At 69.4% G+C, this 26,806-nt stretch carries 28 protein-coding genes; 18 read left to right on the forward strand and 10 right to left on the reverse strand.

The window, feature by feature from the left end; translation table 11 throughout:
• Positions 1 to 7: 7 nt before the first annotated feature.
• Entirely contained in the window at positions 8 to 937 is a 930-nt protein-coding gene (locus tag AC1RAA_RS02775; protein ID WP_159272076.1) for a LysR family transcriptional regulator, read from the reverse strand.
• A gap of 104 nt (positions 938 to 1,041) precedes the next feature.
• On the opposite strand from AC1RAA_RS02775, the gene AC1RAA_RS02780 reads away from it, so the two are divergent.
• From AC1RAA_RS02780 to AC1RAA_RS02820, 9 genes are all read left to right on the forward strand, one after another.
• Positions 1,042 to 2,037, forward strand: a complete 996-nt coding sequence (locus AC1RAA_RS02780; protein WP_492726349.1) for a Bug family tripartite tricarboxylate transporter substrate binding protein — start codon at positions 1,042 to 1,044, stop codon at positions 2,035 to 2,037.
• A gap of 61 nt (positions 2,038 to 2,098) precedes the next feature.
• The gene (locus AC1RAA_RS02785; RefSeq protein ID WP_492726351.1) at positions 2,099 to 3,319 is read left to right on the forward strand and encodes a helix-turn-helix domain-containing protein; all 1,221 of its coding nucleotides are present in this window, start codon (positions 2,099 to 2,101) and stop codon (positions 3,317 to 3,319) included.
• 48 nt (positions 3,320 to 3,367) lie between these two features.
• Positions 3,368 to 4,069: a Vgb family protein gene (locus AC1RAA_RS02790; protein ID WP_082818306.1), complete on the forward strand. Its 702-nt coding sequence runs from the start codon at positions 3,368 to 3,370 to the stop codon at positions 4,067 to 4,069.
• Between the two features lie 26 nt (positions 4,070 to 4,095).
• Positions 4,096 to 4,854, forward strand: a complete 759-nt coding sequence (locus tag AC1RAA_RS02795) for a DUF899 domain-containing protein (protein WP_492726353.1) — start codon at positions 4,096 to 4,098, stop codon at positions 4,852 to 4,854.
• Positions 4,855 to 4,892: 38 nt separating this feature from the next.
• Positions 4,893 to 5,462, forward strand: a complete 570-nt coding sequence (locus tag AC1RAA_RS02800; protein WP_492726355.1) for a hypothetical protein — start codon at positions 4,893 to 4,895, stop codon at positions 5,460 to 5,462.
• 104 nt (positions 5,463 to 5,566) lie between these two features.
• Positions 5,567 to 6,637, forward strand: a complete 1,071-nt coding sequence (locus AC1RAA_RS02805; RefSeq protein ID WP_492726356.1) for a putative FMN-dependent luciferase-like monooxygenase — start codon at positions 5,567 to 5,569, stop codon at positions 6,635 to 6,637.
• 12 nt (positions 6,638 to 6,649) lie between these two features.
• The gene (locus AC1RAA_RS02810; protein ID WP_492726358.1) at positions 6,650 to 7,273 is read left to right on the forward strand and encodes a CMD domain protein; all 624 of its coding nucleotides are present in this window, start codon (positions 6,650 to 6,652) and stop codon (positions 7,271 to 7,273) included.
• Positions 7,274 to 7,280: 7 nt separating this feature from the next.
• On the forward strand, positions 7,281 to 7,892 hold the full coding sequence (locus tag AC1RAA_RS02815; RefSeq protein ID WP_492726360.1) for an alkylhydroperoxidase domain protein: 612 nt from the start codon (positions 7,281 to 7,283) through the stop codon (positions 7,890 to 7,892).
• Between the two features lie 94 nt (positions 7,893 to 7,986).
• A complete protein-coding gene (locus tag AC1RAA_RS02820; protein ID WP_492726362.1) occupies positions 7,987 to 8,241 on the forward strand; it encodes a hypothetical protein in 255 nt (84 codons plus the stop codon).
• On the opposite strand, the gene AC1RAA_RS02825 is transcribed toward AC1RAA_RS02820, so the two are convergent.
• Positions 8,242 to 8,940 carry a TetR/AcrR family transcriptional regulator gene (locus AC1RAA_RS02825; RefSeq protein WP_492726364.1) on the reverse strand — a complete coding sequence of 233 codons (699 nt, stop codon included), beginning with the start codon at positions 8,938 to 8,940 and terminating at the stop codon, positions 8,242 to 8,244.
• Positions 8,941 to 9,138: 198 nt separating this feature from the next.
• Here AC1RAA_RS02825 and AC1RAA_RS02830 point away from each other — a divergent pair, with 198 nt between their 5' ends.
• Genes AC1RAA_RS02830 through AC1RAA_RS02840 form a run of 3 tightly spaced genes read left to right on the forward strand, consistent with a single transcriptional unit; the run spans position 9,139 to position 13,836 of the window.
• Positions 9,139 to 11,508 carry an FAD-dependent monooxygenase gene (locus AC1RAA_RS02830; RefSeq protein WP_492726366.1) on the forward strand — a complete coding sequence of 790 codons (2,370 nt, stop codon included), beginning with the start codon at positions 9,139 to 9,141 and terminating at the stop codon, positions 11,506 to 11,508.
• 24 nt (positions 11,509 to 11,532) lie between these two features.
• The gene (locus AC1RAA_RS02835; protein ID WP_492726368.1) at positions 11,533 to 12,483 is read left to right on the forward strand and encodes a fumarylacetoacetate hydrolase family protein; all 951 of its coding nucleotides are present in this window, start codon (positions 11,533 to 11,535) and stop codon (positions 12,481 to 12,483) included.
• A gap of 39 nt (positions 12,484 to 12,522) precedes the next feature.
• Positions 12,523 to 13,836 (forward strand): OmpP1/FadL family transporter, encoded by a 1,314-nt coding sequence (locus tag AC1RAA_RS02840; protein WP_492726370.1) that lies wholly within the window; start codon positions 12,523 to 12,525, stop codon positions 13,834 to 13,836.
• A gap of 10 nt (positions 13,837 to 13,846) precedes the next feature.
• Here the strand turns inward: AC1RAA_RS02840 and AC1RAA_RS02845 are convergent, their stop codons facing one another.
• From AC1RAA_RS02845 to AC1RAA_RS02855, 3 genes are all read right to left on the reverse strand, one after another.
• A complete protein-coding gene (locus AC1RAA_RS02845) occupies positions 13,847 to 14,581 on the reverse strand; it encodes an AP2 domain-containing protein (RefSeq protein ID WP_492726371.1) in 735 nt (244 codons plus the stop codon).
• Positions 14,582 to 14,627: 46 nt separating this feature from the next.
• Positions 14,628 to 15,338: a Crp/Fnr family transcriptional regulator gene (locus tag AC1RAA_RS02850; RefSeq protein ID WP_095745057.1), complete on the reverse strand. Its 711-nt coding sequence runs from the start codon at positions 15,336 to 15,338 to the stop codon at positions 14,628 to 14,630.
• 158 nt (positions 15,339 to 15,496) lie between these two features.
• Entirely contained in the window at positions 15,497 to 16,147 is a 651-nt protein-coding gene (locus tag AC1RAA_RS02855) for a hypothetical protein (protein ID WP_492726373.1), read from the reverse strand.
• A gap of 383 nt (positions 16,148 to 16,530) precedes the next feature.
• Here AC1RAA_RS02855 and AC1RAA_RS02860 point away from each other — a divergent pair, with 383 nt between their 5' ends.
• Together AC1RAA_RS02860 and AC1RAA_RS02865 are read left to right on the forward strand one after the other, a co-directional pair.
• The gene (locus AC1RAA_RS02860; protein ID WP_492726375.1) at positions 16,531 to 17,556 is read left to right on the forward strand and encodes an AraC family transcriptional regulator; all 1,026 of its coding nucleotides are present in this window, start codon (positions 16,531 to 16,533) and stop codon (positions 17,554 to 17,556) included.
• Between the two features lie 291 nt (positions 17,557 to 17,847).
• Positions 17,848 to 18,636, forward strand: a complete 789-nt coding sequence (locus AC1RAA_RS02865) for a winged helix-turn-helix transcriptional regulator (protein ID WP_492726377.1) — start codon at positions 17,848 to 17,850, stop codon at positions 18,634 to 18,636.
• Between the two features lie 8 nt (positions 18,637 to 18,644).
• On the opposite strand, the gene AC1RAA_RS02870 is transcribed toward AC1RAA_RS02865, so the two are convergent.
• The gene (locus tag AC1RAA_RS02870; protein WP_492726379.1) at positions 18,645 to 19,010 is read right to left on the reverse strand and encodes a c-type cytochrome; all 366 of its coding nucleotides are present in this window, start codon (positions 19,008 to 19,010) and stop codon (positions 18,645 to 18,647) included.
• 173 nt (positions 19,011 to 19,183) lie between these two features.
• On the opposite strand from AC1RAA_RS02870, the gene AC1RAA_RS02875 reads away from it, so the two are divergent.
• The gene (locus tag AC1RAA_RS02875; RefSeq protein WP_062481152.1) at positions 19,184 to 19,864 is read left to right on the forward strand and encodes a hypothetical protein; all 681 of its coding nucleotides are present in this window, start codon (positions 19,184 to 19,186) and stop codon (positions 19,862 to 19,864) included.
• A 16-nt stretch (positions 19,865 to 19,880) separates the two neighbouring features.
• On the opposite strand, the gene AC1RAA_RS02880 is transcribed toward AC1RAA_RS02875, so the two are convergent.
• From AC1RAA_RS02880 to AC1RAA_RS02895, 4 genes are read right to left on the reverse strand one after another with little or no spacing between them, the layout of a single operon-like run.
• Positions 19,881 to 20,687: a PPK2 family polyphosphate kinase gene (locus AC1RAA_RS02880; RefSeq protein ID WP_369647251.1), complete on the reverse strand. Its 807-nt coding sequence runs from the start codon at positions 20,685 to 20,687 to the stop codon at positions 19,881 to 19,883.
• Positions 20,688 to 20,735: 48 nt separating this feature from the next.
• Complete coding sequence (locus AC1RAA_RS02885; RefSeq protein ID WP_062481157.1) at positions 20,736 to 21,203, reverse strand: RNA-binding S4 domain-containing protein; 468 nt, start codon at positions 21,201 to 21,203, stop codon at positions 20,736 to 20,738.
• Between the two features lie 19 nt (positions 21,204 to 21,222).
• Positions 21,223 to 22,641: a sensor histidine kinase gene (locus tag AC1RAA_RS02890; RefSeq protein ID WP_307693806.1), complete on the reverse strand. Its 1,419-nt coding sequence runs from the start codon at positions 22,639 to 22,641 to the stop codon at positions 21,223 to 21,225.
• Positions 22,642 to 22,661: 20 nt separating this feature from the next.
• Positions 22,662 to 23,342, reverse strand: a complete 681-nt coding sequence (locus tag AC1RAA_RS02895) for a response regulator transcription factor (protein WP_062481159.1) — start codon at positions 23,340 to 23,342, stop codon at positions 22,662 to 22,664.
• Between the two features lie 132 nt (positions 23,343 to 23,474).
• On the opposite strand from AC1RAA_RS02895, the gene AC1RAA_RS02900 reads away from it, so the two are divergent.
• The 3 genes from AC1RAA_RS02900 to AC1RAA_RS02910 all read left to right on the forward strand — a co-directional run bounded on the left by AC1RAA_RS02900 (position 23,475) and on the right by AC1RAA_RS02910 (position 26,667).
• A complete protein-coding gene (locus AC1RAA_RS02900) occupies positions 23,475 to 24,434 on the forward strand; it encodes a Bug family tripartite tricarboxylate transporter substrate binding protein (RefSeq protein WP_070060440.1) in 960 nt (319 codons plus the stop codon).
• Between the two features lie 142 nt (positions 24,435 to 24,576).
• Positions 24,577 to 25,128 (forward strand): tripartite tricarboxylate transporter TctB family protein, encoded by a 552-nt coding sequence (locus AC1RAA_RS02905; RefSeq protein ID WP_062482508.1) that lies wholly within the window; start codon positions 24,577 to 24,579, stop codon positions 25,126 to 25,128.
• A 15-nt stretch (positions 25,129 to 25,143) separates the two neighbouring features.
• The gene (locus AC1RAA_RS02910; protein ID WP_354343496.1) at positions 25,144 to 26,667 is read left to right on the forward strand and encodes a tripartite tricarboxylate transporter permease; all 1,524 of its coding nucleotides are present in this window, start codon (positions 25,144 to 25,146) and stop codon (positions 26,665 to 26,667) included.
• Positions 26,668 to 26,806: the final 139 nt, after the last annotated feature.

Below are 26,806 nucleotides of genomic sequence, written 5' to 3' on the forward strand. Positions count from 1 at the left end.
CGCTGGATCAGCGCGCCTTGCGGAACGCGCGCACCTCGGGCGCCGGGTGGTCTTCGATGTGCTGCAGCAGGAAGTCCAGAAACTCCTGCGCCGACGGCGAGAGCCCCCGGTCCTTGTTCAGCCACACCTGGAACTTGCGGCTGAGCACGGGCGTGACGAGCGGGCGGAATTCGAGTTTCTGACGCTGCAGCAGCTCGCCCGCATACGGCAGGCAGGTGGTCACGCCCAGGCCGTGCTCGACCATGCTCAGCGCCGTCGTCAGGAAGGCCACTTCATGCGTTGGGCTGAACTCCAGCCGGCCCGGCGAGGCGTACAGCTCGGCGCTGAGCAACTGCGTGTATTCGCCCTGCAGCGAGATCACGGGGTAGCGGACCAGGTCGCTCCAGGCGACCCGCTGCTTTTTGGTCAGCGGATGCCCCGGCGGCAGCACCGCCAGAAAGGGCAGGGTGAAGAGCGTGCGCGCCACCACGTTGGCAGGTGCATCGCGCTCGGGGCCGATGGCCAGGTCGACGTCGCCGTTGATGAGCCGGCCTAGCACGCTTTCCACCATCGAGTCCTGCAGGCGCACGCGGATGCCGGGGTACTTCCGGGCGAAGGCCGCCATGATTTCCGGCATGACCGTGCACGCCATCACCTGCGGCACCGCGATGCGCACGGTGCCGGTGCGCAGCTCCCGCAGGTCGGACACCGCATCGAGCGCCATGCCCAGGTCCTGGAGGATGCGCTCGGCCATCGGCAGGAAGACCTCGCCCGCGCTGGAGAGCTGCAGCTTGCGCGTCGTGCGGTGAAGCATCTGCACGCCCAGGTTCGACTCCAGGTCCTTGATGAGGCCGCTCAGCGCCGACTGCGTGATGTGCAGCCGCAGGGCCGCCTCGGTCACGCTGCCGGCGCGGGCCACCGCGATGAAGGCGCGCAGTTGGCGCAACGTGACATTCATCGGTTTATCCGATAAGTAGCAAAGAAATATCTGATTGAACCATGAATGAAGCTCGCATCCAATCGCAGCGCCATCACAACAACCACTGCCAGGAGACATCGTTCATGCCCGTTTCTCATCGCCTTGCGCGCCGCGGTTTCCTTTCGCTCGCGGCCGCCGCGCTTGCTTTCGCGGGGGCTCCCGCGCAAGCGCAGGCGCAGGCCTTTCCGTCCAAGCCGATCAAGTGGATCGTCGGCTACCCCGCCGGTGGCGGCAGTGACTTCCTGGCCCGCACCATCGGCGCGCAGATGTCGGTCCAGGCCGGCCAGCCGGTGATCGTCGACAACCGCGCCGGTGCCGGCGCCATCATCGGCGCCGAGGTCACGGCCCGATCACCCGGCGACGGCTACACCGTGTTCACGGCCGACAACGGCGTGCTCGTGTACAACCCCGCGCTCTACAAGAAGCTGCCCTATGCCGTCGACCGCGACTTCGCGATGCTCGGCCTGATGGCCCGCACGCCGCTCGTGCTGGTGGCGGCGCCCTCGACGAACCTCAAGACCATCGGCGCCCTGATGGAGCAGCTCAAGAGCAAGCCGGGCACGTTGTCGTACGCCTCGCCGGGCAACGGCAGCCCGCACCACCTGGCGATGGAGCTGTTCCTGAGCCGCAGCGGCCTGTCGACCATGCACGTGCCGTACCGCGGCGCCGCACCTGCGCTGCAGGACGTGATGGGCGGGCAGGTGCCGTTGATGGTGGTGGACACCTCGTCGGGGCTAAGCGCCATCCAGTCGGGCAAGGTCATTCCGCTGATGGCGTTCAGCGCCAAGCGCCTGCCGATCCTGCCCGCCGTGCCCACGGTGGGCGAGCAGGGCTTCAAGGATTCGGAGGCCTACGCGTGGCAAGGGCTGGTGGTGCCCGCCAGCACGCCCGTCGCCATCCAGGAGCGCCTTTCGAAGGAGATGCAGGCGGCGGTGGGCAACGAGAGCGTGCGCAAGAAGCTGCAGGAAGGCGGCTGGGAGCCGGTGCCGAGCGACAGCGTGCTGATGAAGACCTATGCCTTCGCCGAGACCAAGAAGTGGCACGCGCTGATTCGTGAGCGCGGCATCTCGCTGGACTGACGACGCCGCCTCGTGAGGAGGCGGGCCGGGGCGCACCGGCGGTGTTGTAGCCTGTCGCCCCATGGATTCCCTCATCGCCGCCTCCGCGCGCGCGCTCGCTGCCGGCGACGCGCTGGGCGCCCTCAAGCGCGTGGCCCTGCGCGACGACCCGCCGGCGCTCGCGCTGCGCGGCATCGCCATGGCCCAGCTCGGCGAGCACCCGCGTGCGCGCGAGCTGCTGCGGCGTGCCGCGAGCGGCTTCGGGGCGCACGAAGAACTGGCGCGCGCACGTTGCGTCGTCGCCGAGGCCGAGGTGGCACTGGCGATGCGCGACCTGGGCGGCTCGCCGCGCGCGCTGACCGCCGCGGCCGCCACGCTCGAAGCACGCGACGACCTGGCCAATGCGCTGCAGGCGCGGCTCATCGCGGCGCGCCGGCTGCTGCTGCTCGGCCGGCTCGACGAGGCCGCCGCTGCGCTGTCGCTGCTCGACGGGCACAGCCTGCCGCCGTTGCTGTCGGCGGTGGCCGAACTGGCGTCGGCCGAGTTGGCCTTGCGTTCGCTGCGCACCGGCACGGCACGGGCAGCGCTCACCCGCGCGCATGACGCGGCCCTGCGTGCGCGCGTGCCGGCGCTGCTGGCCGAAGTGGCGGAGGCGCGCGCCGCGCTCGAACGTCCCGCCGCCCGGCGCATCGCTGCCGGCGGTGAACAGGCCCTGCGCCTCGAGGAGGTCGAGGCGCTGCTCGCGTCCGATGCGCTCGTCGTCGATGCCTGTCGCCGTGGCGTCGGGGGCGGCGACACCTGGCGTTCGCTCGCACGCCGGCCCGTGCTGTTCTCGCTGGCGCGTGCGCTGGCCGCGGCCTGGCCCGGCGATGTCGACCGCGACACGCTGATCGCCGACGCCTTCCGCACCCGCGACCCCGACGAAACGCACCGCGCGCGGCTGCGCGTCGAGATCGGCCGGCTGCGCGCGCTCGTCAAGCCGATGGCGCGCATCGAGGCCACGCCGCAGGGCTTCATCCTCCAACCTCTGGATGCGCGTCCGGTCGTGGTGCTGGCACCGCCCATCGACGGCGAGCAGGCTTCGCTGGTGGCGCTGCTGTCCGACGGCGCGGCCTGGTCGACCTCGGCGCTCGCGCTGGCCCTGGGCGCGAGCCAGCGCACGGTGCAGCGCGCGCTGGCCGAACTCGAGGCCGAACGGCGCGTGCGCGCCATCGGACAGGCCAGGGCGCGCCGCTGGCTGGCCCCGCCGCTGGCGGGATTCACGACGATCTTGTTACTCCCCGCTGCGCTGCCGATTGAATAGAGTCGGGCTCATGCGCTACCCCCTGTGGCGCACCTACAGGAGCCCACCATGAGCAGTAGCAGCAACAGCAGTCAGAGCAAGAAGGCAGGCAAGGACCGATTCGAAGGCGCCGTGCAGGCCGCGCAGATCGTGCGCGAGTACGGCCCGTTCGAAGGTGTGGAGCGCATCCACGGCGTGACGCACGACGGCCACCAGGTGTGGGCCGCCACCGGCGGGCAACTGGTCGCCTTCGACCCCGCGAGCGGCGAAGCCACGCGCCGCATCGACGTCGCCTGCGACGCCGGCACCGCCTTCGACGGCACCTGCTTCTATCAGATCGTCGAGGCGCGCATCGACAAGATCGACGCCGCCACCGGCAAGGTGCTGGCCTCGATTCCCGCGCCCGGCAACGGCTCCGACTCGGGCCTCACCTGGGCCGAAGGCAGCCTGTGGGTGGGCGAGTACCGCGACCGCAAGATCCACCAGATCGACCCGGCGACGGGCGCGATCCGCCGCACCATCGAATCGAACCGCTTCGTCACCGGCGTGACCTGGGTCGACGGCGAACTCTGGCACGGCACCTGGGAAGGCGACCAGAGCGACATCCGCCGCATCGATCCCGCCAGCGGCGACGTGATCGCGCGGCTGGAAATGCCCAGCGGCGTCGGCGTGAGCGGCCTGGAGTCCGACGGCGCGGGGCTCTTCTACGCCGGCGACGGCCGGGCCAGCAAGGTCCGCGCGGTGCGGCGCCCGAAGACGGCCACGGCCTGAACGACACACAAGCCAAGGAGCACACCATGAACACCCCAATGAATCACACCGTCGTGACCCCCGAGCGCTGGATCGATGCGCGCAAGTCGTTGCTGGCGCGCGAGAAGGAACTGACCCAGCTGCGCGACCGGATCGCCGAGGAGCGCCGCGCGCTGCCTTGGACGCGCGTCGAGAAGGCCTATGTCTTCGACACGCCCCAGGGCCGCCGCCCGCTCGCCGACCTGTTCGAAGGCCGCCGCCAGCTGCTGGTGCAGCACTTCATGTTCGGCCCCGACTGGGAGCAGGGCTGCCAGAGCTGCTCGTTCATGGCCGACCATTCCGACGGCATGCGCGTGCACCTCGAACACCGCGACGTCACGCTGGTGGCCGTCTCGCGCGCGCCGCTGGCTCGCATCGAGGCTTTCCGCCGGCGCATGGGCTGGCAGTTCGCCTGGGTCTCGTCGCACGACAACGACTTCAACCACGACTTCGGCGTGAGCTTCACGCCCGACGAAATGGCCAGCGGCGTGGTCGCCTACAACTACGTGAAGCAGCCGTTCCCGAGCGAGGAAGCGCCCGGTGTCAGCGTGTTCTTCAAGGACGACGCCGGCGACGTGTTCCACACCTACTCGACCTACGGTCGCGGCGTGGAAGTGATGATGGGCACCTACAACATGCTCGACCTCGTGCCCAAGGGCCGCGACGAGCACAACCCGTCCTACGCGATGGACTGGATCCGTCACCACGACCGCTACGAGCCCGCGCCCGTTGCGGCGGCCGGTGGTTGCTGCCACGCGCAGTCCTAAGAAAAACGCGCGACCTGGCGTGTCGATCGGTCCGCACCATGGCAAGCCTCTGGCCCTGGCTGGCGGTGGCGGGAATGGGTGTCCTGCACGGCCTGAACCCCACCACCGGCTGGATGTTCGCCGCCGCGTGGGGCCTGCGTTCGCAAGACCGGGCGCAGGCGCTGCGGGCGCTGTGGCCGATCGGCGTCGGGCACGTCGCCTCGGTGGCGCTCGTGGTCGTTGCGGTGGCCTTCGGCCTGTCGATGGACCGGGGCCTGCTGCAGTGGCTGGCCGGCGGCTTGTTCGCGCTGGTCGTGCTCGTTCACCTGTCGGGCCGTCTTCCCGCCATGGCGCGTGCGCCGGCGGGGCATGCGGGGCTGGCGCTGTGGTCTTTCATGATGTCCACCGCGCACGGTGCCGGGCTGATGCTGGTGCCGGCGCTGATCCCGCTGTGCATGGGCGATGCAGCGAAGCGCGCGATGAGTGGTTCGCTCGTGCCGGCGCTCGCCGCCGTCGCGCTTCACACGGCGGCGATGCTGGGCACCACCGGGCTGATGGCGGTCGGCGTCGGGGCGGGCGTGGGCTGGCTGCGGCGCTTCACACGGCGATCACCTGCGATGCCGCACTGAACGCGCGATGCGCGCAAAGCGCATAAGCAAACGCGAAAACCGGCGTTCCATTCGAGCGGCCTGCGGCGCAACACTCGAAGGCTCTCGACCCCACAGGCCTTCGGATGCCCGGTACCTTCACTTCCCCGCGCAAGCGGCTCGGCTTCTTCAGCCGGCTGCTCGACGATGCCCCCGCCGCCGAGCGCTACCGCTTCGTTACCGCGCAGATCGCCCATGCCGAGGCTTTCGGCTTCGATTCCGCCTGGGTGGCGCAGCACCATTTCCATGAACACGAGGGCGGCCTGCCGTCGCCCTTCGTCTTCCTCGCCCACGTCGCCTCGCGCACACGGCGCATCCGCCTGGGCACGGGCATCGTGACGCTGCCGCTGGAAAACGCGGTGCGCACGGCCGAAGACGCGATCGTGCTGGACCTGCTCTCGGGCGGCCGGCTCGAAGTGGGCGTCGGCACGGGCGGCACGCCCGCGTCCTTCGCGGCCTTCGGGCTGGACAGCGACGACCGCGCAGCGCTGTTCGAGCGGCAGCTCGCCACGGTGCGCGACGCCTGGGCCGGCCGGCCGCTGCCCGGCGGCGACACGCTGTACCCGGCGGGTGCGCAACTGCTCGGCCGGCTCTGGCAGGCCACGTTCTCGGTAAGCGGCGGCACGCGCGCGGGCACGGCCGGCGACGGGCTGATGCTCTCGCGCACGCAGCCACGCACTGCGCTGGCGCCCGATGCATCGCTGGCCGACCTGCAGGACCCGATCATCGACGCGTACCTGGCCGCGCTGCCGCCGGGGCGCACGCCGCGCATCGTGGGCTCGCGCAGCGTGTTCGTGGCGGACACCCGCAAGGAGGCGCTGCGCCTGGCCGAGACCGGGCTGCGCCGCGCGGTGCTGCAGGCCGCCGCCACGGGGCAGATCGGCCTGGCCGACCGCGTCCGCGCCGATGCGCCGCTCGAGCAGCTGATCGCGGCGTACGACGTGCATGTCGGTTCGCCCGACGACGTGATTGCTTCGCTGCGCGCTGACCGCACGCTCGCGCGTGTGACCGACCTCGTGTGCCAGGTGCATTCGGTCGATCCGCCGCACGCGGCCATCCTGCGTTCCATCGAACTGACCGCCACGGTCGTCGCACCCGCCTTGGGCTGGGCGCGCGACACGGGCGTGCCGGACCTTCAATCGCTTGCGCTTCTCTAGGCTGTTGTCTCCATGAATGCCGTTGTTTCTTCTTCTCCCGTTCCCGAGGCTGCCGACGTGATCGACCGGCTGGTGGGCATCGCGCCCGGCAGCGCGCTCGACCGGCTGCGTGCGCAGCGCGAGCAGGCGCGCACGCAGGCGCAGCAGAGCTACCTGGCGCTGTTCGCGCCGACCGAGCCCGTCGCCGGGCACTTCGAGATCGCAGACCGTTTCGCCGTCGCGACCTTCGTCGCCGGATTGCATGGGCAGCCCGAGGTGGCGCGCTTCTATGCCGAGGCCTTGGCGGGGCAGGGCGTGGCGAGGGCCATCGAGGCCGAGGTTGCACGCGGTGCCACGCAAGGGCCGTATGGCCGCTATCCGGAAGGTCCGCTCAGCGTGGAAGACGCGGCCGGCCCCGTCTACGCCGTCGATGCGGCGCAGCGCGCGGTGCTCGGCGAGCGCCTGTCGGCCGGCCTTGCACATGCGCACCTGCTGGTCTTCCACCCGCGCGACGCCAGCCCGGCGGCACTTCAGGCGCTGCTCGACGCGGGATGGCACACCACCGAGATCGTCACCTTGTCGCAACTGGTGGCGTTCCTCGCGTTCCAGATCCGCGTCGTCATCGGCCTGCGCGCGCTGGCCACCCCTTCTGCATGAGCGCCCCATGAGCACCGAATCGACCCTGACCCATCCCGGCAACACGCACCCGCGCAGCTTCACGCAGGCGCAGCTCGAATGGCTGCCCTGGCTCGAACCGCTGCCCGAAGACGAGCTGACCGAGCGCCACTACGCGGGCCTCGTGGACGCGTCGCGCGCCAAGTCGCCGTACTTCCGCCTGCTGGCGCGCGACCCAGACATCCTCGGCGCGCGCACGCGCACCGACAAGGACATCTTCTACAACCCCGAGGCCGGCCTGCCGCGCGCCGAGCGCGAGCTCTCGGCCGCCGCCGCCTCGCGCTTCAACGGCTGTATCTATTGCGCCTCGGTGCACGCGCGCTTTGCTTCGCATTTCTCGCAGCGCACGGACGACGTGCAGCGCCTGCTCGACGAGGGGGTGCAGGCCGAGCTGGGCGCGCGCTGGAATGCGATCGTGCAGGCGTCGGTCGCGCTGTCGGCCACGCCGTCGACCTTCGGGGCCGCGCATGTCGACGCCTTGCGCGCGCAGGGGCTGGACGACCTGGCGATTGCCGACGTCGTGCATGGCGCGGCCTTCTTCAACTGGGCCAACCGCCTGATGCTCTCGCTGGGCGAACCGCAGGAGCCCGCTGCCGCCTAGGCGCGGATCACCGCGCGCAGATTTGTTGCGGCGGCAAGTGAGCGGGATCACAGTCGGGCGCGCGGCGTGCCCGTGGGTCGGCACGATGACCCGCATGCACACCGACGCTCCTGGGTACGCAACGACACGCCACGGCCGCGCGCCCGGCCCGGCCTTCGGCAATCCTTTCGTCCGCTGCCAATGCGGACTGGCCGGTCTGGAGCGCATCCACCGCCGGCCGTGGATGAAGTTCCTGCCCGGCCTGCGCTTCTATCGCTGCAGCAGTTGCGGCAAGCCGCAGCTGGCGCCGAAGCGCGCAGTGCGCGACGCGGTCATTGCGCACAGGAGCGAGCAACAGAACCAGCGTTAGCTAGCGGTTTTTCTTTCCGGGGTCCGTCAGCATCCCATTCAGCAGCAGGTCGATGGTCTGCTCGGTGTGCTGCGCGGCCTGCTCGGGGCTCATCGGATCGACGTCGTAGAGCCGCTTGATCAGGTGCATGGACGACTGCACCGAGGTCAGCAGGCTCGTCATCATGACGCTCGCGTAGGCGCGCGGGTAGGGCTTGATCAGGCCTTCCGCCTGGCATTCGGCGAGCAGCGCGTCGAGCAGCTCATGGAACGGCCGCATGTAGTGCTCGATGATCCAGTCCAGCCGCGGCCCGGCCTGCGCCACCTCGCGCAGCACCAGCGAATGCGCGGCAGGGTGCAGCACGTTGATGATGGCGAACACCCGCAGCGCGCTGCGCAGCTTGGTGAGCGCATCGGCCGTGTCCTCGTCGACCTGCATCGCATCGATGGATGCCATCGCCTCGGTGTAGGTGCTCTCGACCACGGCGCGCCACAGGCCTTCCTTGCCGCCGAAGTGGTAGTTGAGCAGCGGCTGCTTCACGTCCGCGCGCCGCGCGATGGCCAGCACCGACGTGCCCTCGAAACCTTTCTCGGAGAACTCGACGATGGCCGCGTCCATGAGGCGCTGCCGGCCCGAGGTGTCGGCCGCAGGTTCCGCGGCCTCGGTGCGGGCAGGGGCGGTGGTGCGCTTCGGGGCGTTCTTGCCCGTGGGAGTCTTCATGGATGGCGTGCGCCGGCGGGCCGTGGCTGGTTGACGATGGCCGCATTGTCCAACAGTCGCGCGCACCGGTCGGCCGGTCGATGCGTTCGACTTATATAAGTATAAACACGCATCATGCATTGACTTATATTTGTATAAATTCCCGTGCATGGCAGCCGTTGGTGCTGCCGAAGGTCGAGAGAACCACAGATGCACGAGTTGGAAGTTCCCGTTTTGATCGTCGGTGCCGGGCCCGTCGGGCTCACCATGGCGGCGTTGCTCGCCGACCAGGGCGTTGCGTCGCTGCTCGTCGAGCAGCGCGACGGTCTGCACCAGGCGCCGCAGGCGCATGTCATCAGCGCGAGGACGCGCGAAATCCTGGCCAGCCTGGGCATCGCCGACGAGGCGCTGGCACGCGTGACCACGCCGCCGGCCGACGCGCGCTACGTGACCTGGCGGCGCAACCTCGCCGAGGAAGACATCGCGCGCATCGAGATCGGCGGCGAGGCGCGCTTCGTGCAACTGGACGCGGTCAGCGGCAAGCGCAGCGCGAACGTGCCGCAGCACCACCTCGAGCGCGTGCTGTTCGATGCGCTCGCCGGCCGCACCCACTGTGAGACGCGCTTCGGCCAGACCTGGCGAGGGGCGGAAGAAGAGGGCGACCGCGTCGTCTCGCGCATCGAGGACGCGGCGAGTGGCGAGGTCTATGCCGTGCGCAGCCAGTGGCTGCTGGGGGCCGACGGTGCCGGCAGTTCCGTGCGGCGGGGCGCGGGCATCGCGATGGCCGGCGACACGAACCTGGCCCACATGGTCACGGTCAACTTCGAGGCCGACCTGCGCCCGCTCGTGAAGGACAGCCCGTCGATCCTGTTCTGGACCCTGTCCGCGAAGGCGCCCGGCACCTTCATCGTCCACGACGCCGCACGCTACGCGGTGTTCATGACGCCGTATTTCCCGCCGCACGAACAACCCGCTGACTTCCCGGTGGCCCGCTGCGAGCGCATGCTGCGCGCGGCGCTGGGCACTGCGGACGTGCCGTTTCGCATCACCTCGCTCTCGCACTGGACCATGCAGGCGCACGTGGCCGACCGCTACCGCCAGGGGCGCACCTTGCTGGTCGGCGATGCGGCGCACCGCTTTCCGCCCACGGGCGGGCTCGGGCTCAACACGGGCATCGCGGACGCGCACAACTTGGCGTGGAAGCTGGCGCTGGTCATGCAAGGCCGTGCGGACGTGGGCCTGATCGACACCTACGGCGCGGAGCGCCGCCCGGTGGCCGTGGCGAACTGCGAGGCGAGCGTGAAGAACTTCCACAAGATGCGCGAGGTCACCGCGGCCATGGGCATCGACGACCGCCGCCTGCCGCTGCTGGGGCGCGTGCGTTCGAGTGCGCCGGCGCGTGCATTGCCGGGCGCGGTGCGCTCGGCGATCGGCGGGCTGTTCGTGGCGCCGGTTGAGTGGCGCACGCGCCGCATCGCGAAGGCCGCGTCCGTGCGCTGCGCGGCCATCCGCCAGCGCGTGCAGCGCGCCGCCGAGAACCAGATGGCGCATTTCAGCACCGTGGGCCTGGACCTGGGCCATGCCTACCGGGGGGCGGCCGTCTGCGGCGATGGCACGACCGCGCCGGTTGCGCCGGACCCCGTGCGGGACGTGTGCCAGTCACTCACGCCCGGTGCGCGCTGGCCGCACTTCCACCTTGCGCCCGACACCGGCGTTGCGTACCGCACCAGCTCGCACGAGCTTCTGAAGCCCGGGCACTTTCTCCTGGCGGGCATGGGCCGCCACGGCGCGGCGTGCGAACGGCTGGCGGCGTCGCTGGGCCTGGCCGTCGTGGGCGTGAACCTGGACCTCGCCGCCTCGCACAAGGCGCTCGCGCAACTGATCGCCTGGAACGACGGCCGGGCCGACGCCACGCTCCTGGTGCGGCCCGACGGCCACATTGCCTGGCGCAGCACCGCGTCGCAACCGCCGGGCCCGAGCGACGTGGCCGCGGTGCTGCGCGCCATCCTGCAGATCAACCTTTCCCCACCCACCCCTCGACCCCAAGGACATGCAATGACGAACCTCATGGACCGCTTTCCCCTCCCTTCGCCCGACCCGCACGCAAGGTCGCCGCGCAAGCTCGCGCACGTCGTGCTGGCGACTCGCCGCTTCGACGAATCGATCCGCTGGTGGAGCGTGGTGCTCGGTGCGCGCACGATGTTCCGCAACGAGATGCTGTGCTTCCTGAGCTACGACGACGAGCATCACCGCGTGGCGCTGATCAACGCGCCCACGCACAGCGCCGGACAGGCCCAGACCGCGGGCGTGGACCACGTGGCCTTCACCTACGGCTCGCTCGACGACCTGCTGCACACCTACGCGCGGCTCAAGGGCCACGGCATGCAGCCGGTGTGGAGCATCAACCACGGGCCGACGACCTCGCTGTACTACCTCGACCCCGAGGGCGTGAAGGTCGAGCTGCAGGTCGACAACTTCGAGAGCGCGGCCGAACTGGACGCGTGGTTCCGCGCCGGCGATTTCGCCACGAACCCGATCGGCGTGGAGTTCGACCCCGAGGTGCTGCTCGCACAGCATCGCGCGGCCTGACGCGCACGCAAGGAGAGCCACCCCATGCGCTTGTGCACTTTCTCGACCGATGCGTTTTCGCGGCACGTCGGCCTCGCCTTGCCGGACCAGCGGCTGCTCGACGTCAGCGCCGCGTTGCCCGGCGATCCGCGCTTTGCCACGCTGCTGGACGTGATCCAGCATGAAAACGACACGCTGCCGATGCTGCGTGCATTGCTCGCGTCGACGCAGATGCCGCAAGGCTGCCTGCATGACCTGAAGCACGTGCGGATCGAGCTGCCCTACCAGCCGCCGCAGATCCGCTGCTTCAGCGTCTACGAGCAGCACCTGAAGAATGCCTTCCGGCAGGTCGCCGCGAACGTCTCGCCGGCAGCCGGCGCGCCGGCGTGGGCGATGCAGATTCCGGCTGCCTTCTACGAGACACCCGTCTACTACAAGGGCGTGCGGCTCAACCTGTCCGGCCCGGGTGCATCGGTGCAGCGGCCCGCGCCGGGCACGATGCTCGACTACGAGGCCGAGCTGGCCGTGGTGGTCGGGCGCGGCGGCAAGAACATCGCGGCGTCCGCGGCCATGGTGCATGTCTTCGGCTACGTCGTCTTCAACGACTTCTCCGAGCGCGCGCAGCTCATGAAGGAGCTGCGCAGCGGCGTGGGCACCGGGCCGGCGAAGGGCAAGGACTTCGACGGCAGCAACAGCCTGGGGCCGTGGATCGTCACGGCCGACGAGATCCCCGATCCGCATGCGCTCGACGTGACGGTGCGCGTGAACGGCCAGCTGCGCGGGCAGGGCAGCACCTCGGGCATGACGCACCGCATCGACCGCATCCTGAGCTTTGCGTCGCAGAACGAGACGCTGCATGCGGGCGAGCTGCTGGCCACGGGCTGCGTGCCCGAGTGCGCGGGCGTCGAGCACTGGCGCTTTCTGGACGACGGCGACCGCGTGGAAGTCGAGATCGCGGGACTCGGGGTGCTGGAGAACACCGTCGTCGCCGCCTGATCTGCTGAGCGCCTGAAGAAAACAACAACGGAGACAACGATGACAACGACATGGCGGACCCTGGTGTCTGCAGCTGCGCTGTGCCCGGCGCTTGCCGCGGCCGACAACGGCTACTTCCAGATCGGCTACGGCGCGGAGGCGCGCGGCCTTGCCGGCGCGGCGGCCGCATCGACCCGCGATGCCTTCGGCGGCGCGAGCAACCCCGCCACCACCGCGTGGGTCGGCGACCGGATGGAGGGCAACTTCATCGCCACGCGCGGCGACACGCGGATGGAGCGCTCGGCGAACATGCCGCCGCCCACCACCGGCTTGCTCGACACGCGCACCGACAGCATCGGCCGCTGGGAGCCGCTGGCCGAGTTGGCGATCAGCCGCGTGATCGCGCCGGGGCTGTCGGCCGGCCTCGTGGCCTATAGCAACGGCGCCGGCACCTACTTTCCCGCCGACAGCACGCCGTGCCCGTCGCCCACCGGCGCGGTGCAGTGGGCGAACGCGGCCTGCGGCACGGGGCGCAGCATCACGACGATCAAGCAGCTGACGGTGGCGCCCACGGTGTCGAAGCAGCTGGGCGAGCGCTGGTCGGTCGGCGCCTCGCTGCTGCTCACGGCGCAGCAGTTCAAGGCCGAGGGCGTGCAGCCGCTGGCGCCGCAGTCGGCGGCGCCGCAGCACCTGAGCAACCAGGGCGTGGCCTCGTCGTTCGGCGTGGGCTTTCGCATCGGGGCGTACTGGCGCGCGAGCGACACGCTGAGCCTGGGCGCCGCCTGGTCGCCGCGCACGCGCATGGGCCGCATCAAGGCCTACGAGGGCCTGCTGGCCGACCACGGCCGGCTCGATGTGCCGATGAACCTGCTCGTCGGGCTGCAGTGGTCGCCGACCGAGGCGCTGTCGGTGCTGCTGGACTACCAGCGCATCGGCTATGCGGGTGTGGCAGGGCTGGGCAACCGGCCCTTCGATGGCTCGGTGTTGCGCGGTGCGGCGGGTGGCCCGGGCAATGGCTGGAAGGACATGAACGTCGTCAAGCTCGGCGTGCGCTACCAGGCCACGCCGGCGCTGCGCCTGTCCGCGGGCGTGTCGGCGAACAGCGCGGCCTACGCGGACGCGGCCACCAGCGACAACCTCAATTCGCCTTCGACGTTTCGCCGGCACTTCACGCTGGGGCTGGGCTATGCGACGTCGGCGCGCACCGAGTGGTCGGTCTTCTATTCGCTTGCGCCGGCACACCGCACGCACGGACCGTCGGCGCTCGCCTCCGCGGTGGGGGCGCAGCTGAACGGCGTGTCGAACCCCTGGGGTCGGGAGAGCCTGGCCACGCGGCAGCAGAGCCTCGGCGTGCAGTACGCGGTGCGGTTCTAGGAGGCCGGGCTCAGGCTTCGTCGTCTGCCGTCTTCGCTTGCAACTGCTGCTGGCGTTCGGCAATCGCCATGTCGCGCGCCACCTCGTAGCCGAGCGTGCGCACCGAGAACGAGCGGCTCACGCTGCCCTTGCCCGCCGTGTAGGTGATCGCCACCCAATACCCGGGATGGCCTGCGCGCGGCGTCTTGAACTGCACGCCGCTGACGCCGCTCGTGTTGTTGCGCCGCACGATCTCCGATTTCGAGCGCTTGGGCGGCAGCGCCGCTTCGTCGTCGGGCGGCGGGCGCCGGCGGATGGCTTCTTCGGCGGGGTGCAATCGCGCGAGGCCGACCATGCGGCCGAGCTGGCGTTGCCGCTCGCCGATGGCATGCGCGCGGGCCGCGGGGCCCCAGTCGGCGAGGTCGAATTCGGCGCGCAGGATTTCCTCGTTGCCGAGGTAGGTCTTGGCCAGCCAGGCCACCGGCTTGCCTTGCGCGGACAAGCGGCTGAAGACGCCGGGCTCGCCCGTCTTGTTGTTGCTGCGCAGGGTCTGCGCGCGGTCCTTGCGCGCGACCGGCGGATGCTCCTTCACGATGGTGTCGCGCCAGGCCTGGGCGCATCGCAGCGCCTGCTGGGGGCCGCCGTAGCTGGCGTGGCCGAAGAGGCGCGCGTAGCGCACGCCGTTTCGCACGAGCGACACCTCGAAGCCCCAGGGGCGGGGCGAAATGCCATACATGTCGACGGGGTTCGGAATTCCTTTGGGCATCGTCGGTGCTGTCCTTGTTGCAGTCAGGGCCGATGAAGGCGGCGTGTCATGGCGCTTCGGGGCTGTCGCCGTTCCAGGCACAGAGCTCGTCGGAGAGCTCGTGGGCGTCCGGCGGCAGGCTGCCGAAATCGGTCGAGGCGAAGGTCGGCGGCACGTGCACGCCCTGGTCGTCGCGGCGCACCAGCCCGCGGCTTTCCATGTCGCGCATGGTCTTGTTGACGACCTCGCGCGAGAGCCCCGAGTACGACGCGATCACTGCCTGCGTGATGCGCTTGTCGTAGCCACCGGTGGCCGCAGGCGCCAGCTGCGTCAGCTCGTGCAGCACGCGACTCACGAGGCTTTCGGACGACAGCGACGAGATGCGGCGCAGCTGCCCGCGCACCATGGCGACGCGCTTCATCGCGATCTCCAGCAGGCCCATGGTCACCTCGGGGTACAGCGCGCACAGCCGGCGCACCGCGGCCACCGGCAGGTGGTAGACCGACGAGGGCAGGGCGGCCACCAGCGTCGAGGTGGCCTGGTAGCTGTTCTCGCCCAGCGAGGGGCCGAGGAAGAAATCGCCGCGGCGGATGAAGTCGGTCGTCACGTCCCTGTCGACCGCGCGCAGCAAGCCCGTGGCCACGCAGTAGATGCGGTCGGTGTGCGTGTCCGCCTGCAGCACGATCTCGTTGCGCCGGTAGGAATGCAGCGCGCTGCTGCGAATCAAGGCGGCGCGCTCGTCGGGCGGCACGCTGGCGATCAGGGGATGGAGATACATGGCCAAGGGGGTTGCGAGACCATCGGCGGTTCGTTCTCATGGGCGAATCCACGGGCGGCGGTCAAGGAACAGGACGGTGCGGCGCCCCCGGGGCGACTCGCCATCGGGCGCCCCTTCGCCGGGCCGGGCTGCGATGGGCTGAAGGCGGCAAGGCCATCTCAGCCGGGCTGGAGCTGCGCGAACAGCGTGTCGATCCGGGCCCGTTCCTCGGCGCCTCGCAGACAGCGCTCGCGCAGCCACAGGGCATCTCCCTGCCGCGCGATGCGCAGGTCGTACACGTGTTCGATGTCGTCCACCACGACGTCGCTCGCAGGCCGCGCCCTGGCCGTGGGCGCGGGATGCGGTTGTGCGGCCCACAGCGCCAGTTCGATCTCGGCCGGGCTCATCGGCCCGCTGTCGCGCAGTGCGATCCAGTCGGCATGCAGCTGCGGCTGGGCGGCGATGCCTTTCACGAGGATCGGCTCCCGCCCGAGCGCGGCCAGCAGGTCGTCCAGCCGTGCGTGGCGGGTTCGCAGCAGAAAGCAGTCGTCGCGCAGGCAACTCAGGTCGGTGTCGCCCGACGGCGGGAAGGCCGCGAAGAGCCGGCGCCGGATCTCGCGGCTCACGCCTGTTGCCACCTCCGGACCGTCGGAGTCGGCCAGTTGCGCGAGGTTGGCGATGAAGACCAGCGCACACACCCGGTCCGCCGGTGGGGGGGACGAAGGCCGCACCACTTCGGCATCGCGGCGCAGCGCTGGCAGGCAGGACGCCAGCGCTGCGCGCCATCGCGTGCCGAAAGGTTCGAGTTCCGTGAAAAACAAGGCAGCCATTTCATCCCCAGTAGAGAGAGTTCCGGTTGACGTTCGATCCGAAGGAATGCTACGAATCGCGCCCTTCTTTGACATTCGCTTTCGCGGCGCGGATGTGTCGCGAGTCACATCCGGATGCAATTGCCCGCCGCGAGCGTCGGCCGAAGGGCGAAGCGGGCCCGGACCGGCCCGCCGACCGGCGATCGGCAAGGCGTGGAACCGTGGCTTGCGCTGGTGGGCGCGGTGCGTCATCCCCCCGAACACCCGGGCTGTTATCTCTGTTATCGTTTGTAAAAATTATCCGAGGTCCACGCGGACCTGTCAGGAAAAAATCGGGAGTTCCCGTTCGTGACCCGCGGCTTCTGGCGTGGCGCCGGCTGCATGGAGGAAGAGGGGCGTGCCGCATGTCCGACACCGACAGTCGCATCCAGCGCTTTCACACCGGCATGGTGTCGCGCAAAGACGGGTTCGCCTTCTGGGCCGACGAGATCGGCCCGCATGTGGGGCGGCTGGACAGCCCCGAGCGCAGCCACTTCCAGCAGGAACTCACCATCGTCGACACGGCCGGGATGGCCTTCATGCGGGTGCACGGCAGCGGCGCGACCATCGAGCGCACGGGCCCGAGCCAGCTCATGGGCGCCGAGGTCTATCCCTATCACCTGCTGATCAAGCTCGACGGCGGCCTGGCCATCAGCGAGCAGCGCCAGCGCATCGAACTGGCTGCGGGCGACATGGTCCTGATCGATTCCTGGCAGCCGCTGCGCCTGCGTTCGACCGAGGCCACCAACTCATGGACGCTGGGCCTGTCGGAAGCGGTGGTGAACCGCTGGCTGCCGCATGCGGACCAGTCCACCGACCTGCGGCTGGCCGGCGCCAAGGGCTGGGCCGGGATGCTGTCGGGCTACCTGCGGGCGCTGGACGTGGATCACCTGTGCAGCATCCAGAGTCCCGCGCAGCGCCAGCTGCTCGGTGAGCACCTGATGTCGATGCTGTCGTTCTCGCTGGAACAGAACGGGCTGAGGGCGCAGCCGGGTGCGCTGGGCGAGCGCGTGTCGCCGCGCGACGGCGACCTGCACGCCCGCATGCGGGCCTGGATTCGCGAGCACCACGCCGACACCGAGATCGACGCGCAGAAGCTGGCCGCCAGCTTCAACGTGTCGGTGCGCTACGTGCACAAGGTGTTCGCCAAGGCCGCGCGCGGCATGACCTTTCTCGAAACCCTGCAGAACGACCGGCTCGAGGCCGCGGCCCGCATGCTGCGCAGCCCCGAGGGGGCGCGCAAGTTCGTCGCCCAGGTCGCCTACGACTGCGGCTTTGCGGACCCGGCCTATTTCGGCCTTGTCTTCCGCAAGAAGTACGGCTGCACGCCGCGCACCTTTGCCCTGCAGCAGGGGCAGGCCGCGGCAGACGGCACGTTGCTCGTCAGCTGACCGGCGCGCCGCCGGCCCGGCCGCCCTGGCCGGTGGATGGGTGCATGGCGTGGCCGCCGTGCCCGATCCTCATATTTCTGTTCTCTTCATTCATACCTGTGAAATTTATTTGGGAATAGATTCACTTCCCAAGGAATTGCGCAGGTTGGAAATGCATTCGTAAAAAAATGCGTCTGCCTTCAACAATTCAGAGCAATTTATTCCTGAAGGGTTGAATGATGAAAGTCGATTTCCCCGCCAACGGGGCAAAAATAGAAGTTTGTGACGCCACGGTGTGCAAGGTAATTTTCAATGTTTGAGCAAAACTCCCCGCACATTGCAGTGTTGGACCCCTCTCCCCGAACGCGGTGGCACGCCAGTCGTGCCGTCAAGATGCTGGGTTATACGCCCGTCGCATTTGCGCATGTCGACGAATTGATTTCGCAGGTGGCGCCCGGCGGTAATTTCGAGGCGCTGCTGCTTTCAATTCCGTCGGCGCCCGACGACGTACAAAAACTCGTGGGCCAGGTGCGTGAAACGCTGCGTTATCACACGCCATTGATCATGAGCGCGCGCAAGCGGCAGATCCGCGGGTTGTCGCTGTTGCACGCCGGCCCCGACGACGCCGTGCTGCCGGAGCCGTCGACCTTCGAGGAGATGTACTTCATGCTCGAATTCTTCCTGCGCCAGCGCAATCGCCCGGTGGTGCCGCGCAGCCTCGACTGGCAGGAATTCAGCCTGTTGTCGCCGTTCGACATGGTCGACGTGGCCGGCACCGAGATTCGCCTGACGCCGATCGAATTCGACCTCGCGGCCGAGTTCTTCCGCCACATGAACCGGCCGCTGGACCGGGAGCACCTGGAAATGATCGGCTGGCAAAGCGGCGTGGCCGCTGGCTCGCGCACGCTGGACGCCAACGTGTCGAAGCTGCGCCGCAAGCTCGGGTTGTATGTCGACCAGCCGCACGGCCTGTCGCTGCACGCGGTGTGGGGCATGGGCTATCAATTGAGCCAGCTGGGCAAGCGCGAGGCGCCCGGCTCCTGGACGTTCCCGGCGGATTTCCGGGTGGCGTCGGCCGCGCCGTCGCAGCTGTCGACCTGAGCGGCGATTCAGCGCGCGGGTGGCTGCTGCTGTTGCGGCTGCGCCAGCACCCAGCGCGCGAGCACCTGCGCGTCGGTCTCCGATACCAGCGACTGGCGCGGCATGATCACGCGGCCCCAGGTGCCGACGCTGCCGTTGCGGATCTTGTCGGCCAGACGTGCCGGTGCGGCGGCGTCGCCGCGGTAGCGCTCGGCGATCTGCGCGAAGCCCGGCCCGACCTGCTTGTGCACCAGGCCGTGGCAGGCCATGCAGGCGTTCTTGCGGGCCAGGTCGACAGCGGAAAGTTGCGGCTGCTGGGCTGCGGCACCGAAGGATGCGGCGGCGAGTGCGATCGAGAGAAAGTGGGGAGCGGAAAGCCGGGGAATACAGGGCATGGAGGGGAAACCGGGGAGGGGTGAAAACTGTACCTTGCCCTGTCGCAGGCCCCGGATCGCCGCCCGAATGCCCCGTCTGGAGGTCGTCTCTCATTCGCGACAAGTCGATTCAAGAGTAACTATATGTATGGTTAAATCCCTCGCAACTACCGCGAAGAGGACGAGGGATTCCCATGAAGCTGCCGCTCAGCATTGCATTGGCCACCGTGGTTCTGGCCGGATGCGCCAGCGCACCGCCGCCCGGGCCCGGCCAGGGCACCGGCATGTCGTACGTGCCGATGGTGGCCATGGAAGGCGTGGACAAGGTGCGCTACGACAGCGACGTGGCCGACTGTCGCACGGCCGCCACCCGCATCACCGCGCGCAGCGAATCGGGTGACGCCATGTGGGCCGCGCTGGGCCTGGGCCTGATCACGGTGCACGGCCAGGGCATCGTCGCCGCGGCCTCGTACACCGGCATCAGTGCCGCCGTCATCGACTGGAACACCCGCCCCAGCAGCGCGCTGATCGCCGAGCACCAGCAGATCGCCATCGTCCACTGCATGGCCAAGCGCGGCTACCGCAACCTCGACCCGAACGTGCAGGACACGTTCTACGGCAACACCTTCAACCCCGTGCTCGCGCTCAAGCCGCGCCGCACGGGCATCGACACCTACAACGTCGAGCGCCTGGCCAAGGCCGGCCGCTGCAACGTGCAGCCGCGCGCCGAGCTGACGGCCAAGGGCCCGGGCTACGAGAGCTACAGCGTGCCGTGCACCACCGGCGTGGCCTGGGCCGTGCGCTGCGAGTTCGGCAACTGCCGCGTGCTGGCGCAGACGCCGATGCGCCCCACGGCGCCCGTGCGCCGCTCCTGAGCCGGCCCCTCCGGGCTCACTTCACGACCATGCCCTTGAGCGCCGGGTCGGGCGGCGGGGGCTTGAGCTTCATGTCGCGCAGCGTCTTCACGAGCAGCTGCGCGATCATCATGTTGCGGTGCCGCTTGCTGTTGGCCGGGATCACGTGCCACGGCGCGTGGTCGCTCGAGGTGGCGGCCAGCGCGTTCTGATAGGCCTTCTGGTAGTCGGCCCACTTGGTGCGCACCTCGAGGTCGCCCATGCTGAACTTCCATTGCTTGCCGGGCGTGTCGATGCGGGCCTGCAGCCGTTCGCGCTGCTCGTCCTTGTCGATGTGCAGCATGCACTTGACGACGACCGTGCCGGTCTCGGTGAGCAGCCGCTCGAAGTCGTTGATCTGCGCATAGCGGCGGCGGGCTTCGTCGCCGTCGATCCAGCCTTCGACCACGGGCACCAGCACGTCCTCGTAGTGGCTGCGGTTCCACACCATGATCTCGCCGGTGCGCGGCACGGCGGCATGGCAGCGCCAGAGGTAGTCGTGCGCGCGTTCGTCTTCGCTGGGCGCCTTGAAGGCCGTCACCCGCACGCCCAGCGGCGAGGTGCGCGAGAACACCCAGCGCACCGTGCCGTCCTTGCCGCTGGTGTCCATGCCCTGCAGCACCAGCAGCACCTTGCGCCGGCCTTCGGCATGCAGCACGTCCTGCAGTTCGTCCAGCTCGACGGCCAGGGTGTCGAGCTCGGCACGCTGGGCCGACTCGTCACCGGTGAGAAACGGCGAATCGTCGGGGTCGATGCGCGAGAGCTTGAACTTGCTGCCGACGCGGTACTTCTTGAACTTGGACATCTGCGGACGCTCCGTCAAAAAAGAAACGAAGCCCGCAGGGTACGCGAATCAGCGCTGCGGGCGACCGCGTGGAGGCGGGTGGTCGTCGTCGCCGTTGCTTTCGTCGATCGACGCGCTCCAGCGGTTGTCCCACTCGGCCTGGTGGCGCACGCCGTCGATCTCGCGCCGGTCGCGCTTGGTCGGGCGGCCCTGCTCGATGGCCAGGGCCGGCTCGCTGCCCATGCGGCGCTGCTCGCGGAAGGCGGCCTGCGCCGCCAGGCTCTCAGGCGTTTCCTCGTACAGCTGCTGGGCCACGGGCGCCGGGCCGCGTTGGCCGCTGAGGCCGCGCACGGTCACGGTCCGCGTGAGCGGGCCCAGGCGCATGGCGACGGTGTCGCCGGCCTTGACCTCGCGCGAGGCCTTGGCGACCTCGCCGTTCACCTGGATGCGGTTCTTGCCGATTTCGTCCGCGGCCAGCGAGCGGGTCTTGAAGAAGCGGGCGGCCCAGAGCCACTTGTCGATGCGCAGACGGTCCATGAAGGTCGAAAAAGAAAGGTCAGCCATTGTGGCGCGACAGCGGCAGCCGCACCACGGCGTCGAGCCCGGTCACGCGGTCGGTGCCGCCAGGGTTGGGTACCGTGCGGTTGTCGAGGCTGATGCGTCCACCCAGGGCCAGAACGATCTCGCGGCAGATCGCCAGGCCCAGGCCCGAGCCGCTCGCGGTGTTGCCCGCCGAGAAGGGCGCGAACAGGCGCTGGCGCAGTTCGGCGGAAATGCCCGGGCCGTCGTCGCGCACGGTGAGCACGGCCTCGTCGCCCTCGGCGTGCACGCGCACCGAGAGCGGCGCGCCTGTGGGGCTGTGCTTGATGGCGTTGTGCAGCAGGTTGCGCGTGAGCTCCTGCAGCATCCACTGGTGCGCGCGCACGGTCACGGCGTCGTCGGCGGCCAGCTCGAAATCGAGCGCCTTGTCGGCCACCAGCGGCGACAGGTCGAGCGCGATGTGGCGCACCACGTCGCCCAGGTCGAGCAGCGCCGACTCGGGCTGCTGGCGCAGCTGCTCCACCTTGGCCAGCGACAGCATCTGGTTGGCCAGCGTGGTGGCGCGCTCGACGGTCTGGCTGATCTCGACCAGCGCCTGCTCGGGCGCCACGTCGCCACGGCGCGCCGACTGCACCTGCGCCTTCAGCACCGCCAGCGGCGTGCGCAGCTGGTGGGCGCTGTCGCGCACGAAGCGCTTCTGGTGGTCGAGCAGGCGCTGCAGCCGGCCCATGACCTCGGTGGTGGCGTCGATCAGCGGGCGCAGCTCGGCCGGGGCGCCGGGCGCGTCGATGGGCGAGAGGTCGTCTTCGGGGCGCCGCTCGATGGCTTCGCCGAGCTCGCGCACCGGCCGCGTGGCGCGTTGCACGACCACGACGGTGACCAGCGCGATCACGCCCATCAGCAGCAGCTGGCGCCAGAGCATGTCGAGCAGCAGCTTGCGCACGAGTGTTTCGCGCAGCTCCAGTGTCTCGGCCACCTGCACCACGGCCATGCCGCGGCCGCGCGCGCTGGCCACGGGCTGCAGCATCACGGCGACGCGCACCGGCTGGCCGCGGAACTCGGCGTCGTAGAAATCGACCAGCGCCGCGTACGCCCCGCGGTCGGGGATGCGCCCGCGCCAGAAGGGCAGCTCGGCAAAGCCCGAGACCATCTCGCCGTCGAGCGCCGAGACGCGGTAGAACAGCCGGCTGCGGTTGTCGGCCTCGAAGGCCTCGAGCGCGGAGTAGGGCACGATCGCGCGCAGCCGCGCCATGTCGTCGTAGCCTTCCACGTCGAGCTGCTCGCCGATGGTCTTGGCCGAGGCCAGCAGCGTGCGGTCGTAGGCGGTGGTGGCGGCCGCCAGGCTCTGGCGGTACAGGCTCACGCTGTTGATCACCACGAACACGGCCACCGGCACCAGGATGCCGAGCAGGAGCCGCGCGCGCAGGGACGACATCGTGCGCCGCAGGGCCGCCCTCAAGTCTCGGCCCGCAAGAGATAGCCCAGGCCGCGCATCGTCATCAGCACGGTGCCGGTGCCCACCAGCTTCTTGCGCAGGCGGTACACGACCACCTCGATGGCCTCGTACTGCACCTCGGATTCGCCCGGGAACACCAGTTCGAACAGGCGCTCCTTGGTGACCGCGTGGCCGGGTTTCATCATCAGCGCCTTGAGCAGCGCGAGCTCGCGCGGCGTGAGCTCGAGCAGCTCGGAGCGGTGGTAGACGGCGCCGTTGTCGGGCTCGAAGCGCAGGCTGCCGACCTCCAGCGGGTTCAGCGTGGGGTCGGGCCCCGCGCTCAGGCTGCGCCGGCGCAGCGCGCGGATGCGGGCCTCGAGCTCGTCCAGGTCGAAGGGCTTGGGCAGGTAGTCGTCCGCGCCGGCGTTCAGGCCCATGATGCGGTCGCCCACCGTGCCGCGCGCGGTCAGCAGCAGCACCGGCGTGCGCAGGCCCTCGGCGCGCGCCTGGGCCAGCACCTGCAGGCCATCGACGTGCGGCAGGCTCAGGTCGAGCGCGACCACGTCGGGCTCGACGGCACGCCACTGCGCGATCGCCTGCGCGCCGTCGCCGCAGATGCGCACGTCGATGCGGCGTCGCCCGAGGGTGCGCTGCAGGGTGATTTGCATCGAGGGGTCGTCTTCGACGAGCAGCAGCTTCATACGGGCAGGGGTCGGTACTTCGGTGTTTTCCCCAGTCTGGTGGACAGCCAACTGACAGCGGGGCGGCGCATGATAGCGGCTCAGGTCCAAGTCAGGTTCCATCCGTTCCCAAGTTCTCAGGAGACACCAACGATGCGTCGCGATACCTTTTTGAAGTCCCTGGCCGCACTGGCCGCTGCCGGCGCCTTGCCGCTGTCGGCGCGCGCCGCCGCCAACGTCAAGATGATGATCCCGGCCAACCCGGGTGGCGGCTGGGACACCACCGGCCGCGCGCTGGGCAAGGCCCTGACCGACGCCAAGGTGGCCGACACCGTCGCCTACGACAACAAGGGCGGTGCCGCCGGCGCGCTGGGCCTGGCCCAGTTCGTCAACGGCTCCAAGGGCGACGCCAACGCGCTGATGGTCATGGGCTCGGTCATGCTGGGCGGCATCATCACCGGCAAGCCGCCGGTCAACCTGTCGCAGGCCACGCCCATCGCGCGCCTGACCACCGAATACAACGTCTTCGTGCTGCCGTCCAACTCGCCGTTCAAGACCATGAAGGACGTGGTCGAGCAGCTCAAGAAAGACCCGGGCAGCGTCAAGTGGGGCGGCGGTTCGCGCGGCTCCACCGAGCACATCGCCGCGGCCATGATCGCGCAGAAGGTCGGCGCCGATCCGTCCAAGATCAACTACGTGGCCTTCCGCGGAGGCGGTGAAGCCACCGCCGCCATCCTGGGCGGCAACGTCACCATCGGCGGCAGCGGCTACAGCGAGTTCGCCGAGTACATCGCCGCCGGCAAGATGAAACCCATTGCTGTCACCTCCGCCCAGCGCCTGCCGGGCATCAATGTGCCGACCCTGAAGGAACAGGGCATCGACGTCGAGATCGGCAACTGGCGCGGCGTGTACGGCGCGCCCGGCATCTCGGCCGAGCAGCGCAAGGCCCTGACCGACATGGTGCTGGCCGCGCTCAAGAGCCCGTCGTGGGCCGAGTCGCTCAAGAAGAACGACTGGACGCCGGCCGTGCTGTCGGGTGACGCGTTCGCCAAGTTCGTCGACGACGACTTCGCCAGCCTGCGCGCCATCATGGCCAAGTCCGGCATGGTCTGAGTTTGAGTCGCCCCCAGGCTGCGCGCACTTCGTGTCGCGCACGCCTTCCCCCTTCCGGGGGCAACACCCGCGGCCCGGCAAAGCCGGTTTGCGGTGTTTCTGGAAGGGGCCTTCTTTTTCCCCACGACTGCGGGAGCCAAAAATGACAACTCCAGAATCCTCGGTCTCACATTCCGCTGAGGCCACCTCCGGCGCGGCCCGCTGGCCGCAATACGTCGTCGGCCTCGGCGTGCTGCTGACCGGCGCCGCGCTGGCCTTCGGCGCCATCGGCATTTCTTCCGAAGCCGGCTACGGCGGCGTCGGCCCCAACTTCCTGCCCTGGATGGTCTCGATCGTCCTGATGGTCTGCGGCGCGTGGATCACCTGGGAAGCGTTCAGCGGCGGCTTTCGCGAGCTCGACGCCCCCTCCGGCGCCGACACCGCCTACTGGCCCGGCTTCATCTGGGTGGCGGCGGGCCTGCTGCTCAATGCGGCGCTCATCACCAGCATCGGCTTCATCCTGAGCTGCGCGCTGTGCTACCTGCTGGCCGTGCAGGGCCTGCGCCGCGCCGCCGGGCAGGCCAAGGTCAACGCACCGGCCACCTGGGTCACCGATTTGGTGACCGGCCTGGCGATCTCGGCCCCGGTCTTCTGGATGTTCACCAAGTTCCTGGCCATCAGCCTGCCGGGTCTCACCAGCACCGGCTGGATCTGAGCGGAGCCACGCCAAATGGATATCTTCAACGCACTGATGACCGGCTTCGCGGCCGCGATCACCCCCATCAACCTGCTGTGGTGCCTCATCGGCTGTGCCTTGGGCACGGCCGTGGGCGTGCTGCCCGGCATCGGCCCCGCCGTGGCGGTGGCGATGCTGCTGCCGATCACCGGCAAGGTCGACATCACGGCCTCGATGATCTTCTTCTCGGGCATCTACTACGGCGCCATGTACGGCGGCTCGACCACCTCGATCCTGCTGAACACGCCCGGCGAAACCGCCAGCATGGTCACGGCCATGGAAGGCAACAAGATGGCCAAGAGCGGCCGCGCGGGCGCCGCGCTCGCCACCGCGGCCATCGGCTCCTTCGTGGCCGGCACCATCGCCACCGTGGTCGTCACGCTGTTCGCGCCCTTCGTGGCCGACTACGCCGTGCGCCTGGCGGCGCCCGAGTACTTCCTGCTGATGCTGCTGGCCTTCACCACGGTGAGCGCGGTGCTGGGCAAGAGCACGCTGCGCGGCATGACGGCGCTGTTCGTCGGCCTGGCCATCGGCTGCGTGGGCCTGGACCAGATCACCGGCCAGGGCCGCTACACCGGCAACATGCCCGAGCTGCTCGACGGCATCGAGATCGTGCTGGTGGCGGTGGGCCTGTTTGCGGTGGCCGAGGTGCTGTACGCCGTGCTGTACGAAGGTCGCGTGGTCGAGGGCCAGAACAAGCTGACCCGCGTGCACATGACCTCGCGCGACTGGAAGCGTTCGATTCCCGCCTGGCTGCGCGGCGCGGCCATCGGCACGCCCTTCGGCTGCATTCCGGCCGGCGGCACAGAGATCCCGACCTTCCTGAGCTACGCCACCGAGAAGAAGCTCGCCAAAGACGCCGATGCCAAGGCCGAGTTCGGCACCACCGGCGCCATCGAAGGCGTGGCCGGCCCCGAGGCCGCCAACAACGCCACGGTGACCGCCGCGCTGATCCCGCTGCTCACGCTGGGCATTCCCACGTCGAACACCACGGCCATCATGCTGGGCGCGTTCCAGAACTACGGCATCCAGCCGGGCCCGCAGCTGTTTACCACCTCGGCCGCGCTGGTCTGGGCACTGATCGCCTCGCTGTACATCGGCAACCTGATGCTGCTGGTGCTCAACCTGCCGATGGTCGGCCTGTGGGTCAAGCTGCTAAAGATCCCGAAGCCGCAGCTGTACGCCGGCATCCTGATCTTCGCGACCGTGGGTGCGTACGGCATGCGCCAGAACACCTTCGACCTGTTCCTGCTGTTCGGCATCGGCCTGCTGGGTGTGGTGATGCGGCGCTTCGACTTCCCGACCGCCCCCGTGGTGGTCGGCATGATCCTCGGCCCGCTCGCCGAAGCCAACCTGCGCAACGCGATTGCCATGGGGCAGGGCAGCCCGATCGTGTTCTTCCAGCGCCCCGAGTCGATCGTGGTGATCATCGCCATCGTCGCCGTGCTGGTGCTGCCGCGCCTGGCCAAGCGCATGAGCGAACGCAAGCTGAAGCGACTGGCGCAGCTGGACGCCTGACGCGACCGACTTTCTTTTTCGGTTCACATGCCGCGGGCGATTGGCGCCCGCGGCATTTTTTTTGAATGCGCCTGCGGCATCAAGGGGCTTGACCGCGCAGTCATCACTGCGTCGTCGCATGTCCCCAGAATGGCGGCTT

Source organism: Variovorax sp. GW823-FHT04F07, assembly GCF_058795995.1.